Here is a 14,411-nt window from a genome sequence, read left to right as displayed (position 1 = left end):
GCCGAGAATAGCCATGCAACTACTCATGACATAAAATAAAGTGGGAGGGAACTGTTGGTTTCCCTCCCACTTCATGTTTGATAGCCGCTCACCTGTTATCGTCTTCTCTCTGTGGTGAACGAGTAGGGAGCATCGGCGTCTTGAGTGCCACGCTGCTTGTTAGGCAAGTTGCCCATGTCATAAACAACAGTACCACCCAACATCAGCTCCTGATGAGTGAAGTAGTTTCGGGTGGAAGGCACGCCATTGATGCGCAACGACTGGATATATTTATTCGCAGTGCTGCACTTATTGGCTTGGAGCGTCAACGCCTTTCCGTTCTCTAAGTGCAAGGTCATCTTTTGAAAGTAGGGCGTACCCATCACATATTGGTTGCTACCAGGGCAAACAGGATAGAAGCCCATGGCGGAGAATACATACCATGCCGAGGTCTGTCCGTTGTCCTCATCACCACAATAGCCATCGGGATTGGCATTGTAGAGCTTGTCCATCACCTCTCTAATCCAGTATTGTGTTTTCCAAGGTTGCCCTGAATAGCCGTACAGATAAATCATGTGCTGTATGGGTTGGTTGCCATGAGCGTAGTTGCCCATATTCATAATTTGCATTTCACGTATTTCGTGGATAACACTTCCGTAATAACTATCATCGAAAAACGGTGGAACATTGAACACAGAATCGAGCATGAGATTAAAAGTTTGTTTCCCTCCCATGAGCTTGATGAGTCCTTGTGGGTCGTGGAATACCGACCAAGTGTAATGCCAAGAGTTACCTTCGGTAAAGGCATCACCCCACTTCAGCGGACTGAAAGGCGACTGGAACTTGCCGTCCTTGTTGCGACCACGCATGAGATTGGTTTCACGATCAAAGACATTCTTATAGTTCATGGCATGTTTGAGATAGGGAGCTAACTCCTTTTTGGATTTGCCCAAGGCTTTACCAAACTGATAGATGCACCAGTCGTCATACGCATACTCCAACGTGCGAGCCACATTTTCGTTGATATCCACATCGTAGGGCACATAGCCCATTTTGTTATATTCATCAAAACCTAAACGACCAGTAGAGCTAACGGTAGGGTGAACGGCATTCGCTCCATGCGTTACAGCCTTCCATAGCGTTTCCGCATCATAGCCACGTAAGCCCTTGAGGTATGCATCTGCTACCACAGACGCAGAATTGTTGCCCACCATACAATCTCGATGTCCCGGACTTGCCCACTCGGGAAGGAAGCCACTTTCGAGATAGGCGTTCACCAAACCTTCCTGCATCTTTACATTCATGGAAGGATACATCAGGTTGAGCAATGGGAACAAGCAACGGAACGTGTCCCAAAAGCCTGTGTCGGTGAACATATAGCCTGGCAACACCTGCCCATTATACGGACTGTAATGCACAATTTTTCCCGTAGCATCTTTCTCAAAGAAACTTCGTGGGAACAACACCGAGCGATACAAACAGGAATAGAACGTGCGAAGATGGTCAATGTTGTTATCTTCTACTTCGATACGTCCCAACACTTTGTTCCATATCTGTCGACCTTGTTGCTTGATTTCCTCAAAACTTCGTGCGCCTAACTCCTGCAAATTTAGTTCGGCTTGTTGCGGACTGATAAACGAGGAAGCAATTCGCGCATGCACTTTCTCGCCACGCTGTGTCTTAAAACCAATGATAGCCCCTGCATGATTTACCGTTGCAGCGGTCTTGCTTTCATCAATTTTGCCGTCTGCCACAGCTGCACGATACGTAAAAGGCTTGTCGAATTGGATAACAAAGTAATTCTTAAAGTTGTCAGGAACGCCACCGCTGTTGCGCGTAGTGTAGCCAATAATCTTGTTTTCAGCAGGGATAATTTGTATCGACGAGCCTTTATCCAACGCATCTACCACGACATACGAATGACTGTTTTCGGGAAACGTGAACCTAAACATCACGGCTCGCTCGGTAGGAGTGAACTCAGTAACGATGTCATGATCGGCTAAGTAGACACGATAGTAATAAGGTTTTGCCACCTCTGCCTTATGAGAAAACCAACTGGCACGCTCGTCTTCGTTAAAAACAGGCTTCCCCGTGATGGGCATAATGGCAAACTGTCCATAGTCGTTAATCCAAGGACTGGGCTGATGTGTCTGCTTGAAGCCACGCAATTTGTCCTCAGTATAGACGTAAGCCCAGCCATCTCCCATTTTTCCTGTTTGTGGCATCCAGAAATTCATTCCCCATGGAAGCGCAATAGCAGGATAAGTATTTCCTGTGGATAAGGCATGTTTGGACAATGTTCCTACCAAAGGGCTCACATAGTCAACGGGTTCTAATTTGTCGGCTGCGCTAACATTCCATGCCAAAGTGAATGCTAAGACAGATAGACAGGTTTTCAGCATCTTCATATCATTTAATTGTTTATTTGGTTAGTCTTGCAAATTTACAATAAAAAAGAATATTACGACACCCTAATCATTGATTTAGAAGTAATAGATAAGAAAAGCCATATCCCAACAATCCCGCAAACAATCTCAATTTCTCTTTCTTTTTCAAAGAAATATCAGTTATAACATTGGTTTTTCAGAAAATATTTTTATCTTTGCTTATATATCATGAAAGAAGCGCAAGAAGGATAAAATGTGTTTGCTTGTCATGGTATGTTGGAGCAGCGTTGGCATCGTTAGAATTACGTGACACAATTCTCCAAAAGTGAGACAATCAATCATATAACTAAAAATTGTAAAGAAAAGCATATGGACATCGTTGAAAGATTTATTAATTACACGAAATTTGATACACAGTCGGCTGAAGATTCGCAAACTGTGCCGAGTACCTCAAAGCAATTGATATTTGCCAAATATCTGAAAGAAGAGTTGGAACACGAGGGACTTGAAGACGTTGAAATGGATGAGAAGGGTTATATTTATGCCACACTCAAGGCTAACGTGAAGAAGGAGATTCCTACCATTGGCTTCATTTCGCATTATGATACCAGTCCTGATGCAAGCGGAGCTAATATCAAGGCTCGTATAGTAAAGAATTATGATGGTAAGGATATCGTACTTTCCGAAGGAATCGTCTCTTCTCCGTCTAAGTTTCCTGAAATGAAGGCACACATTGGAGAGGATTTAATAGTGACAGACGGTCATACTCTTTTGGGAGCAGACGACAAGGCTGGTATTGCTGAAATAGTTCAAGCCATGTGCTATTTGCGCGACCATGATGAGATTAAGCATGGCGATATTCGCATTGCATTCAATCCTGATGAGGAAATTGGTATGGGTGCTCATCACTTTGATGTCGAAAAATTCGGTTGTGAATGGGCTTATACCATGGATGGAGGCGATTTAGGAGACTTGGAATATGAAAATTTTAACGCCGCAAGTGCTAAAATTCACATCAAGGGTGTGAGTGTACATACAGGTTATGCAAAAGGAAAAATGTTGAATGCAAACAGATTGGCGTGTGAATTTAATGCCATGATTCCTGATACAGAACTGCCCGAAACAACAGAAGGCTATCAAGGATTTTATCATCTTTTGGCCATGGAGACACGCACGGAAGAGGCAAAGATGAGTTATCTGATTCGTGATCACGACCGTGAAAGCTTTGAAAAGCGCAAGGATTTTATGGAAGCTTGTGCAGCAAAGATGAACGAAAAATATGGTGAGGACACGGTGAAGATTACCATTAAGGATCAATATTACAATATGAAGGAGAAAATTGATCCAAACATGCACGTGATAGATATTGTTCTACAGGCGATGCAAGAGACGGGTGTGCCTCCAAAGGTAGAGCCTATTCGTGGTGGAACGGATGGTGCACAGCTGAGTTTCAAAGGACTTCCTTGTCCAAACATCTTCGCAGGAGGCGTCAACTTCCATGGACCTTATGAATTTGTCTCCATTCAAGTCATGGAAAAGGCAGTAGATGTGATTGTAAAAATATGTGAGATAACCGCTGGATTCAATGATTGATTTCCCCTTATATCAATTTTTTGAATCATAAGGAAACGATGTCCATTCAAGCAGTGGCATCATTCATCAAACGCCCTCAATACAAATGGTTGTATTGAGGGCGTTTAGCATCAACAGTCATCAGTCTAATTTTGCCAAAGTCTGGATGCTTATTTGTTAATTTCAGTAAGGTAACGCTCTGCTTCAAGTGCGGCTTTGCAGCCAGAGCCAGCGGCGACTACTGCTTGTCGGTACACAGGATCGGCTACGTCTCCTGCCGCATAAACACCAGGAATATTTGTCTTTGGAGTACCAGCAATTGTCTTTATATAGCCTATTTTGTCTGTTTCTAAAAACTCTTTGAATATATCAGAGTTAGGTTTGTGTCCAATTCCCAAGAAGAAGCCATCAATGGGGAGGTCGTATCGTTGTTCATCAGACTGTCCTAAGCGTTTTACCAAATGAACTCCCTCAACGCCGTCTTTACCATACAAGCCCTCTGCGTTGTGCTCATAGAGTATTTCAATCTTTTCGTTTTCTTCTACTCGTTGCTTCATTACCTCAGAGGCACGTAAGTAATCTTTGCGTACAATCATGTACACCTTAGTGCAAAGTCCTGCCAAGTAAGTGGCTTCTTCACAGGCGGTATCACCACCTCCAACCACTGCAACAACCTTTTTGCGGTAGAAGAATCCGTCGCAGGTAGCACAGGCACTAACACCTTTGCCTTTATATTTCTCCTCATCATCGAGTCCGAGATATTTGGCAGAGGCTCCAGTTGCGATAATCACGGTTTCTGCCTCAATCTGCTGTTCCTTTTCGGTTGTTAATAAATAGGGCGCTTTGCTAAGGTTTGCTTTGACAATCTCGCCGTCTCTCACCTCTGTGCCATAACGCTCTGCCTGCTCACGTAGGTCAACCATCATTTGATTGCCATCCACACCAGTAGGGTAGCCAGGGAAGTTTTCAACTTCAGTCGTTTGCGTAAGCTGCCCACCCGTCTGTAGACCGCAGTACAAAATGGGATTCATGTCGGCACGTGCAGCATAGATAGCCGCAGTGTAACCAGCAGGTCCGCTACCTATAATAAGACAACGGGTATATTCTTTTGATTCCATATTGAATAGATGTAAAATAAAAAAAGTGTCATATGAATTGTGAAACCAGTCCGCAAACAAAGTGAAAGAAGTGAAGAAAAGCCCTAAGTATTACAGATGTTCTGTGAACGGTTACCTTCTCTATTCTACTTTGCTTTTACGGCAGGTATTTACAATTCATATCACACTTTACAATGGAGTTAGTATTCTATAAATTTATAATAGCTCTTCAATCTTTTTAGCTACGTTGTCAAGATTTTCTGTTGGCTCAAAGCGTGCTACAACTTGTCCCTGTTTGTTGATAAGGAATTTGGTGAAGTTCCATTTGATATCTGGATTCTTGTCGTAGTTTTTGTCTTCCTTTGATAATATGTCAACCAAGACTGGTGCAATAGGATGACTCATGTCAAAGCCAGCAAACCCTTTTTGCTCTTTCAGATATTTGTAAAGAGGTTCAGCATCTTCACCGTTTACTTTTATCTTCTTGAAGCGAGGGAATTCTGTACCATAGTTCAGTTTGCAAAATTCATGGATGCTCTCATCGGTTCCAGGTGCTTGTTGACCAAACTGATTGCAAGGAAAATCAAGAATCTCGAAGCCTTTGGCGTGATATTTTTTATATATTTTCTCCAGTTCCTCGTACTGAGGCGTAAAACCGCATTTGGTAGCTGTATTTACAATGAGGAGTACTTCGTTAGCGTATTCTTTTAAACATACGTCATTACCTTTTCTGTCTTTGACTGTAAAATCGTAAACTGTTTTCATTTTATTTAAGATATATAATGTGATTTATAAATGAACGTTTCAGTATGGCTCACTCAAGTTGATTTTCCTTTAATTTTAGGAATCATAGTTGAGCCAGATTGATACGTCCTATACTAATTACAAAGATATGGATTTTATTTGAATTTATAAGATATGTACGTGCCAATAAATATTAATTTAGGTTTTTCCTCCTTAACAGTAGGAGAATCCCTACCTAAGAATAGTGAAATTATGCGTACCAAGTTTCAGAGACTGCGTATATTTGCAGTGTTACATAGAATGAATAACAAAAATATAAAGACATGAAAAAGATTACGCAACTATTACCGATAGCCTTGATGGCTCTATTCTCCTTCGGGTTTGTATCATGTACTGTCGACGACGATTACTATTATGATGATGACTATGATACTGAGTATGTAGATTTAACTCATATGGCACAAACCTTGCGAGGACATTGGACAGGAAAGACAGCTGCAAGATTTTACAACGCACAACAGCACCTTTTGGAAGAAGTGTACGATACAGATATTGAGTTTGACCAATATGATTCCAACAGTCTTTCAGGTCGTGGACGACAGTTGGACTATTTTAGAGGTGAACTGGTTTACGATAGAGTCTTTTCGTGGCGTATCGATCGCAGTACTGGAGATATCATCATGACATACAATGGTGAGAATGGAGAGAATTTCCAAATGGTGATTGATTACGATGACTTAAATCTAACCGACCGCTCTTTCTCTGGTGTTCAAAGGGGAAATAGGGAAACAGATGAGTTTGCTTATAATCGTTATACCTATGCAAAGAAAGTATCATTCAGTATGGACTGATAGTTTCTCAAACCAAACAAAGAAGACTTGTCCGATTGCGATAGCTTGATATCTCATCATTAAAGTACAAAATGCACCTTCGCAGGTATTTATGTTCAGTGAACGTTGAAACGTATTCAGCGTTCATTTTTGTGTTCTAAGAAGTCCGGCATATACGCACGGTGTGCGTTTATCGTAGTCCCCATGCTAATTTTATCTTTTCTTTAGGTAACGATTCCACACGTCTTTCAATGTTATCAGGCAAGTTGCAGAAGAAATCGATACCAGTTTTTCGTTCCAATTCTTGTATGGAAACGACGTATTTTCCTAAGTCGTTGTCGTCATTCGCTTCGTGTTCTATCCAAAAGCCAAGCGCCTTATAGCCTAATTTGTTTTTACAAAGAATCGCCATATAAAAGTATTTCGGTACAATTAAGCCTTTGGATGTTATTGTGAGTATTTGATTTTGTTTGTCTATGGTGCCACCTTTGCAAACGTATAAGGTGTCTCTGAAGTCGTCTCTATCCCAGATGCGTAATTGTTTTTCCATATTTGCCCACACGTAAGCGTTGAATCCGTTTACTTGAGGTTGCATGTTGGTGAGGAAAAACGTTTGGTAGTTAGCGTCTGCCGAACCCAATCGATCGGCTGAAGGACAGATATGTCCGTGGTCATAGCCCGTTCGCCAATATGGATCTGATGCAAACTGAAAAGCTTCTGGCAGCTTTGAATCTTGTGGATATTGGTTTGTTTTAGAACGATAGCGTTTGGTATGTGGTTTGGCGATGCTTCTGTACATCTGATAACAACTCCATCTTTGAGACTTTTTCTGCGTGTCCCATTCTACCGAATAATTCACTCCGTACTCATGGGTTCGTGCATTGAGCTCGGCTTTGTGCACAATAATCATGCTGGTACCGCCTTTAATCTTCGGAAATTCCAAGCGACAAATCTCGGGTGGCATGGTAGGATTGCCAATGGTAGATACGCCTACTAACCGATTTGCGTTAATATTCGATTCTGTTTCTCTGTCAGTTGAATTGTGATTAGAATTACATCCAATGACAAGTAGGGAGCAGCATGCGACGAAAAAGAGTGAATGAAGTTGTTTCATGTAATCAGTTTCAATAAAAAAAGTGCGACCGACCGTATATGCAACTACGCCCGAACGCACTTTCTTTATAAGAAAAAATAGGGTTGTATGTTATTTCTTAATCTTACCGTAACGGTTCATGAAGCGGTCTACGCGACCTGCTGAGTCAACAAGTTTGCTCTTACCAGTATAGAATGGATGTGAGCTACTTGAAATTTCTACTTTTACCACTGGGTAAGTTTCGCCTTCAAACTCTACTGTCTCATTACTCTTGCAGGTAGATTTTGTAAGGAACATATCGCCGTTGGACATATCTTTGAATACGACGGGGCGATAGTTTTCTGGATGAATACCTTTTTTCATTTTTATAATCTATTGAATGTTAATTATTTTCTTTGCTGTATGGGGTGCAAAAGTACAAATAATTTTGCAAACAGCCAAACGTATCATTGCTTTTTTGTCATTTTACGACTAAGTTCTTCAGTTCCCATGTGCCAGCCGACTGTGATGAGCTTTTGTACTGAAAGGCGATTCTTACGTCTTTCTTGCCTGCGTAAGCGCTGAGGTCAATAGTGGAGTTGACGAAAATCCAGTTACTGTTCGATGGCCATTTACTGGGCGTAAGAACCTCCCAAGTGGCTGTCGAGGGCTTGCCGCTCTTGTAGTTCGTAGATATCTTGATGAAGATCTCATCTTTCAGGGAGTTGAAGCGGTTTGCAGTTTGCTCAACAGACAGCGTGATGGTTGTCTTGCCGCTCAGGTCGAGGGCAGGTGAGATGAGCCAACTTTCCGTCTCGAATTTCTTGTTTTGGAAAAAGGCGCTGGCTTTCACCTGTTGGTGTTTCTTGTCCACAAACCATACGTATTTAAGACCTTGTGGCATGTCTTTCTCGTTGGCAATGGTGAAGGAGCCTATGCTCTCGGCGAACGTTTCGTTCAAGATGTCGGTTGAAGGTGTTACTGGCTGACCAGGTTTTGTCCCGAAACTCTTTGTGCCGACCAAGGCATACGACACGTTTTTCAGTCCCGTGATACCAAAGTACTTCTCTATGTTTCCATAGAGCGTTATCTCTTTCTTGTATACGTCCTTGTTTTTCTTCAGGTTCAGTCCAGCTCTAATGTTGCCAAAGGGTAGTTGTATGGGCATGCAGTTGGCAATGTTTGTCTCGTCAGCTTTATCGGCAACAAGGAGGTTGGTCTCTGTTTCGCAACCCTCAGCAGTGAACTTGGCCTCGTTTTTGTCCTTTCCGGGAATGAATCCCACGATGTATCCCTTGACAAAAACCTTGGCAACCTTGTCCTTTTTCATGGCTGCTGCTACGTTGAAGGGTGACGCCTCTGTGCCCTCACCAGTTGGATTCACATTGGTTCCAGGCTCCTGTGGCTGCGAGTTGTCGCTCGTCTTGCCATTGACAGAGTAGAGATAGCTCTTGTTGGTAACGGTTTCTGGCGTTTTCCCCATGTAGTTGGTGAACTGTCCGCAAACTACAACTTCGTCACCCACCTTGATATTCTCCGAGGTGAACTTCTTGTTTTCCAGTCCTAAGCTGCGGAAGATGTAGAGCTGTCCTTTGCTTGTGCCATCGTCAGATATATAATAGGTGGCATTGCCAAAGTTGGTTGTGTTGATTTCTTTGATGGAGACAATCTTTCCCTTGACGTAGACCTCTGCCGAGTTGGCGCCGGTTTCCAAACCTTTAATCATTTTGATAGCACCGGCTACATTGTATGGGTCTTCCTGTGTTCCTGTTCCCTTGGGGTCGGTTGGGGCGACAATCTCGCCACCGCCATTGTCCTCTGGGTATTCGTAGGGTGCGGGAACGTCTTCACAACTGGTAAGGCTCAGTGCTGCGATAGCCAGCGATAGGAATGAATAAAATAGCTTTTTCATCATTATTTCTTTTATTGATAATTGTTCTGTTTAGTTTTTGTTCCAGACATTCAGTCAGTAATGTCATTGAGTTTCCGTATCTTGTAGTAGCATTGTCCTATTTTGCGGGCTTGATGTCGTCAGCCGAGCGCAATAAGATTTGCCATGTGTTGCGGAATCTTGTAAAGACGCCAGTAATGTCTACTGCTCCTGTGGGCATGGGTTGATTTGCAAAATCTGCAAAGGTGCTGGTACGAACTACCATTGTTTTGCTATTGATACCCTTCAGTGTGCGGTTGGCTGCATTGGCAGTAAGGGCGATGCTTCCGTCTTTCGGGGCAAATACAGCTTTACCGTTGGCTCCTTCTAACTGCACATTCTTTAGCGTCATCAGCATGCCACTGTTGTTTGTTAGATATTGCTGATTGCTTATTTTACTTTGATCAAAGACAGTAGGTTTCACTTTTTCAGGTTGAGGTGTGCCCAACAATTTGAAATGCCTCATCCACACAAACCTATTCATGCGTCCCACTTGTGGTGAACCATCACGCTTATTGATGTATAAACCTCCTACTTGTGCCTGACTGCCATATCCTCCTATGATGAGTCCTTTGAGTGATATCAAAACCTCTTGACCAACAGGAAGGTAGCCGTAGAGACCACCTTGTGCTACCGAGATCAGTATAGCACCCGTTTCATCTTGCATTGCAAACTGATTGTAGATGTTGCCTTCCACATCATTTCCAGTTATCCAACCCTTGATTTGGATGTCTTCTGTAATTTCTTCTATGCCACTTGCGGCAATTACTCCTTGGTATTGCTGTTTCAATTGGGCAATGCTTAGCACCTTCGTTTCTGTGAGTTCATTGTTGCCGTAGGGCGACTGGTTCAACTGCGGTGCATCGTAATCGTCAGCCATGCAACCACTCAGGCATACACAAACAAGTGCAATGACTATATATTTTATTTTCTTCATGTCGTTGAGATTTATTAGAATCTGTAAGATACTTGGAACATTCCGTTGATGCCGTAAGCATAATATTTCTTCGGATTGCGTGGAAACTTGTATGTACGTGGATCTGTCGTCCCATCATCCTTCACTATGTAGTCGCTTCGGCTTTGTTCATAGCCTCCCGTTACGATACGTTGATTGTTGAGAAGGTTGGTTACCATGAGGTTCAAGTTCAGCTGTCCTTTCTTCAATCGGATGCTCTTACCAATACTACCGTCCAACATGAAACCGCCTTTGCCTTTGGCTTGTTCGGGTATGATGTTATTTTCTTCATTATCATTACTATTCTTTAGATGTAGCGTACTCTCATACCGATAGCATGGAGTATAGAATAAGTAGATGCGATCGTAATAGTTTCCGTTCAAATCTACAAACCATCCGCCTTGATGGAAACTCAATCCAAGACTTGCAGCGGTAAGCGGCGTTCCTCCTTCGCGCATACCTTTGTTGTACACAGTCTCGTCCACGTATTGTGCTTTGGTTGAGTTAAGGTAGCGCACCTTGGCATTGTTGATGTTTTTAGCTTCACTCCAAGTGCCGAGTGTGGTAAGATCTAAATAGGATGCGAGCTTAAAGCGCGCCCCCAATTCTACACCGTACGCCTCTTTTTCAATGCCAGTCATCGAAACATAAGAGAAAGAATTGAGGTTATCGAAATAGAAGTTTTGCCATTCGGTAACATGATTCATTCTATTGTAGTAAGCGTTGATGTTGGCATGTACCCATGCATTTTGGTATTGATAACCCAACTCACTACTGAAAACTTGTTGGTTCTTTAGATTCAACACAAAGTCGTTGTTCATTTCGGGCGATGCAAAGGCTGTGCGTGCCGTTGGAGCGCGCCACTCATATCCTGCTCCTACAGATACAATGTTGCCCAGTCCAGCATCCCATGTGATACTGGCTTTACCACCACCATCTAAAAATTTGGCGTGTCCACTCTTGCCATACGAATTTTCTGGGAACATTCCGTTGCGCATATAGCCTTGGCGTTGCATGTCTGTGCCGCCTACTTTTCCTGCTACCATGAGATGAAAGCGCCCCATGTTGGCTAAGTAATTGGTCCAAACAAGTGCTTTGTGAATCAGGATATCGTAATCGTAACCAAACTTGTCGCCTTTGCCTACCAAACGTCCTGTTCTATCTGCTCCCATTGTGTTAAGGTCGTATTGCACGGCATCGCTACTTTTAGGATAATTGCCTACGGCATAAGTGTTGATGTTATGGAAACTGTTGGCACCCAACAAATCTTCCATTGTCTGATAATGCCCACCTTGGTTTCGACCTAATACAGCCCCAATGTTCCATGTCTGGTTCTTACTTAATTTAGTGGTAAGCGTTGACGCTAAATTCATCACAAAGTTGTCATTGTGCTTGGCTTGCACATAGTATAGCGCATCGCTGCCTGTCTTGGCTGCTTGTTGGTTCGCCCAGTACAGTTGGTCCCATTTCACTTGACGGTTTTCTTTTGCGGCTGTCCAGTAGTTGTATGCCTCATTCCATTCTAAGAAAGCAGCATGACTTCTATTAGTGCTGTTGGCTTCATCGCCCCAAACATCGTAATACATACTGGGAAGATTTTTCCAATAGTCGGGTTGTGGGTTCTCTGCGTTGTTATAGTTCAGTTTTGTACTCTTATATTTGCTATATTTACCAAAGAGAGATGTGGTGAGTTTCGTGTCTTTAGCAATATCCCAGTCCCACGTGAGGAGGGCAGACGGAGCAAAATCGTTCACTACTCGTGAGTTTCTTATCTTTCCATTTTGGTAGCCCCAATAGGGATTGTAGAGGTAATTGTTAGCCAACCAGTATGCTTCGTCTGTGGATGCGCCCTGCGATGCACGCTCGGTAGGGTTGCCCCATGTAGAGAACGACAGCGAATGTCCATTCGTCCACCGTTTTTGTATCGCTAAGAAATAGGAAAGCGAGTTATAAAAAGTTCCCTCTACATATCCTTTGTTCGCCCAACGATAAGTAAGGTTGGCAGCTATTGCCCAACCATTGGCATTGAATCCAGAGGCATAAGTGTACATGCCACGTGCCGAGTAACTGCGGTTGGCTGCTCCTAACGATAGTCTATTTCCTGCTGCCATGCTCCCTGCACGGAAGTCATAATTGTTGCTGCCAGCCAATGCATTCATGGCAAAGCTGTTGCTTTCAAAAGGCAGTGCAAAGTCAACGTTGCGGGTTTGCTGGTTCAGTCCGCCTATCATGGAATATCTAAACTGCCCACTCTCCATGTCGTTCATCGGTACACCGTTGATATATACGTCGTTATACTCTTGTGATAAGGCACGATAGCGAAAACGTACGGGTGAGAATCGATAGCCTACTCCCGAGGCATAAGCATTGGTGCTTGAGTTGAGGATAATGACATTTTGGGTCATGTTCTCATCTTCGCCCAATTGTGCTTCCGTAAAAGTAAACGCCGACTCATCCATCATAGGATTCTTGTTGGTCTTTGTCTTGTCGTTTTGAGCAAAGGTCAACGACGCATAACAAAGGGCAAGAAGTGCTAATTTGAGCTTTTGTTGCATCATAGAAGATTTTTCGTAAGTATGATAATATTTATTGCAAAGTAACAAAATAAATTTCAATGTTGGAAGAGAATAAACGTATTTTTTGCCTGCCACGTTATTTAATTAGCAGAAAACAATTATCTTTGCATCACATAGCAGGAGAGTTGAAGCTGTCGGTTCATATCAATTGAACTGGTGCGCTATCAAAGGAATGATTGAACGACTCCTCTTTACCAAATTAATAGCTCGATAATGAAAAAACAAATCATGCTTTCACTCCTCTTGGTCTTAGGACTTTTGAGGCTCAATGCACAAACAAATTATTCTGTTTATGGCGTAGGTTTTTACAATCAAGAGAATCTTTTTGACACCTGTCACGATGAAGGAAAGAAAGATTATGACTTCCTACCTACGGGTTCGTATAAGTGGGACAAACTCAAATATACCAATAAGTTGCACAATATGGCACGTGCATTGTCAGATATGGGTACAGATGTGTTGCCAAAGGTGGGTTGTGCCATGATAGGACTCAGCGAAGTAGAGAATGCACGCGTTCTTGATGCGTTGGTTGCCCAGCCACCTCTTGCTGCACGAGGTTATCGATACATTCATGTGGAAGGACCAGACAGGCGTGGCATTGATTGTGCATTGTTGTACAATCCTCAGCTTTTCACGCCTCAAACGGTGAAATTGGTACCGTATGTTCCGCAACTTCCCAAAGACAGTGCTTTCCGTACCCGTGGCTACCTCACCGTGACAGGAACGTTAGGGGGCGAACATGTAGCGGTCATTGTGTGTCACTGGCCGAGCCGTTACAGTGGGTCTTATTATAGAGAGGTGGCTGCTGCGCAGGTGAAAGCGGTAAAGGATTCGCTTTTACGTCAACATCCTGCTATCAAAGTGATGGTGATGGGCGACATGAACGACGACCCTACGAGTCGCAGTATGGCAAAGGTGTTGTCTGCCAAAGCAGAGGTGGATGAAGTTGGAAAGGACGATATGTACAATCCATGGTATAACATTTTGGCAAAACAGGGTAGAGGAACATTAATGTATCAAGGAGGATGGAATCTCTTTGACCAAATAGTACTCTCGCCCAACATGCTCAATCAAAACGGAAAACGCGACTATTCGTCGTTGAAATATTGGAAATGTCAGATTGTACGTTACGATTATCTCATCCAGTCTACCGGCAAATATAAGGGCGCACCTAAGCGAACCACAGCGGGAGGCGTGTGGCTCAATGGGTATAGCGACCACTTGCCTGTGGTTGTCTACTTAGTGAAAAAACAGTCGTAGCGGTAGATA

11 protein-coding genes are annotated in these 14,411 nt (G+C 43.1%); 3 read left to right on the top strand and 8 right to left on the bottom strand.

All coding sequences use genetic code 11. The annotated features are described in order from the left end of the window. Window positions 1–95: 95 nt before the first annotated feature. Window positions 96–2,387 (bottom strand): GH92 family glycosyl hydrolase, encoded by a 2,292-nt coding sequence (locus HMPREF9304_RS13070; protein WP_036929929.1) that lies wholly within the window; start codon window positions 2,385–2,387, stop codon window positions 96–98. A 348-nt stretch (window positions 2,388–2,735) separates the two neighbouring features. On the opposite strand from HMPREF9304_RS13070, the gene pepT reads away from it, so the two are divergent. Continuing rightward, window positions 2,736–3,959 carry a peptidase T gene (pepT, locus tag HMPREF9304_RS13065; protein WP_036929927.1) on the top strand — a complete coding sequence of 408 codons (1,224 nt, stop codon included), beginning with the start codon at window positions 2,736–2,738 and terminating at the stop codon, window positions 3,957–3,959. A gap of 149 nt (window positions 3,960–4,108) precedes the next feature. Here pepT and trxB read toward each other — a convergent pair whose 3' ends face one another. After that, a complete protein-coding gene (gene trxB, locus HMPREF9304_RS13060) occupies window positions 4,109–5,056 on the bottom strand; it encodes a thioredoxin-disulfide reductase (RefSeq protein WP_036929926.1) in 948 nt (315 codons plus the stop codon). A gap of 195 nt (window positions 5,057–5,251) precedes the next feature. Further along, a complete protein-coding gene (locus tag HMPREF9304_RS13055) occupies window positions 5,252–5,800 on the bottom strand; it encodes a glutathione peroxidase (RefSeq protein WP_036929925.1) in 549 nt (182 codons plus the stop codon). 302 nt (window positions 5,801–6,102) lie between these two features. Between HMPREF9304_RS13055 and HMPREF9304_RS13050 the strand changes: the two genes are divergently transcribed. After that, window positions 6,103–6,630 (top strand): hypothetical protein, encoded by a 528-nt coding sequence (locus HMPREF9304_RS13050; RefSeq protein WP_036929924.1) that lies wholly within the window; start codon window positions 6,103–6,105, stop codon window positions 6,628–6,630. Window positions 6,631–6,799: 169 nt separating this feature from the next. Here HMPREF9304_RS13050 and HMPREF9304_RS13045 read toward each other — a convergent pair whose 3' ends face one another. From HMPREF9304_RS13045 to HMPREF9304_RS13025, 5 genes are all read right to left on the bottom strand, one after another. After that, window positions 6,800–7,723, bottom strand: a complete 924-nt coding sequence (locus HMPREF9304_RS13045; protein WP_036929922.1) for a DNA/RNA non-specific endonuclease — start codon at window positions 7,721–7,723, stop codon at window positions 6,800–6,802. A gap of 90 nt (window positions 7,724–7,813) precedes the next feature. Then, window positions 7,814–8,065: a type B 50S ribosomal protein L31 gene (locus tag HMPREF9304_RS13040; RefSeq protein ID WP_008122187.1), complete on the bottom strand. Its 252-nt coding sequence runs from the start codon at window positions 8,063–8,065 to the stop codon at window positions 7,814–7,816. 97 nt (window positions 8,066–8,162) lie between these two features. Then, window positions 8,163–9,596, bottom strand: a complete 1,434-nt coding sequence (locus HMPREF9304_RS13035) for a DUF6359 domain-containing protein (RefSeq protein ID WP_036929920.1) — start codon at window positions 9,594–9,596, stop codon at window positions 8,163–8,165. A gap of 94 nt (window positions 9,597–9,690) precedes the next feature. After that, a complete protein-coding gene (locus HMPREF9304_RS13030) occupies window positions 9,691–10,548 on the bottom strand; it encodes a DUF5689 domain-containing protein (protein WP_036929918.1) in 858 nt (285 codons plus the stop codon). A gap of 14 nt (window positions 10,549–10,562) precedes the next feature. Beyond that, window positions 10,563–13,121, bottom strand: coding sequence for a TonB-dependent receptor (locus HMPREF9304_RS13025; protein WP_036929950.1), 2,559 nt, complete (start codon window positions 13,119–13,121; stop codon window positions 10,563–10,565). A gap of 234 nt (window positions 13,122–13,355) precedes the next feature. Between HMPREF9304_RS13025 and HMPREF9304_RS13020 the strand changes: the two genes are divergently transcribed. Further along, window positions 13,356–14,402, top strand: coding sequence for an endonuclease/exonuclease/phosphatase family protein (locus tag HMPREF9304_RS13020; RefSeq protein ID WP_036929916.1), 1,047 nt, complete (start codon window positions 13,356–13,358; stop codon window positions 14,400–14,402). The last annotated feature ends 9 nt before the right edge of the window (window positions 14,403–14,411 follow it).

The organism is Hoylesella timonensis S9-PR14 (assembly GCF_000762405.1).
Lineage (GTDB): Bacteria > Bacteroidota > Bacteroidia > Bacteroidales > Bacteroidaceae > Prevotella > Prevotella timonensis_A.
The sequence above is the reverse complement of the archived record's forward strand: the minus strand, read 5'-3'. Positions and strand labels throughout refer to the sequence as shown.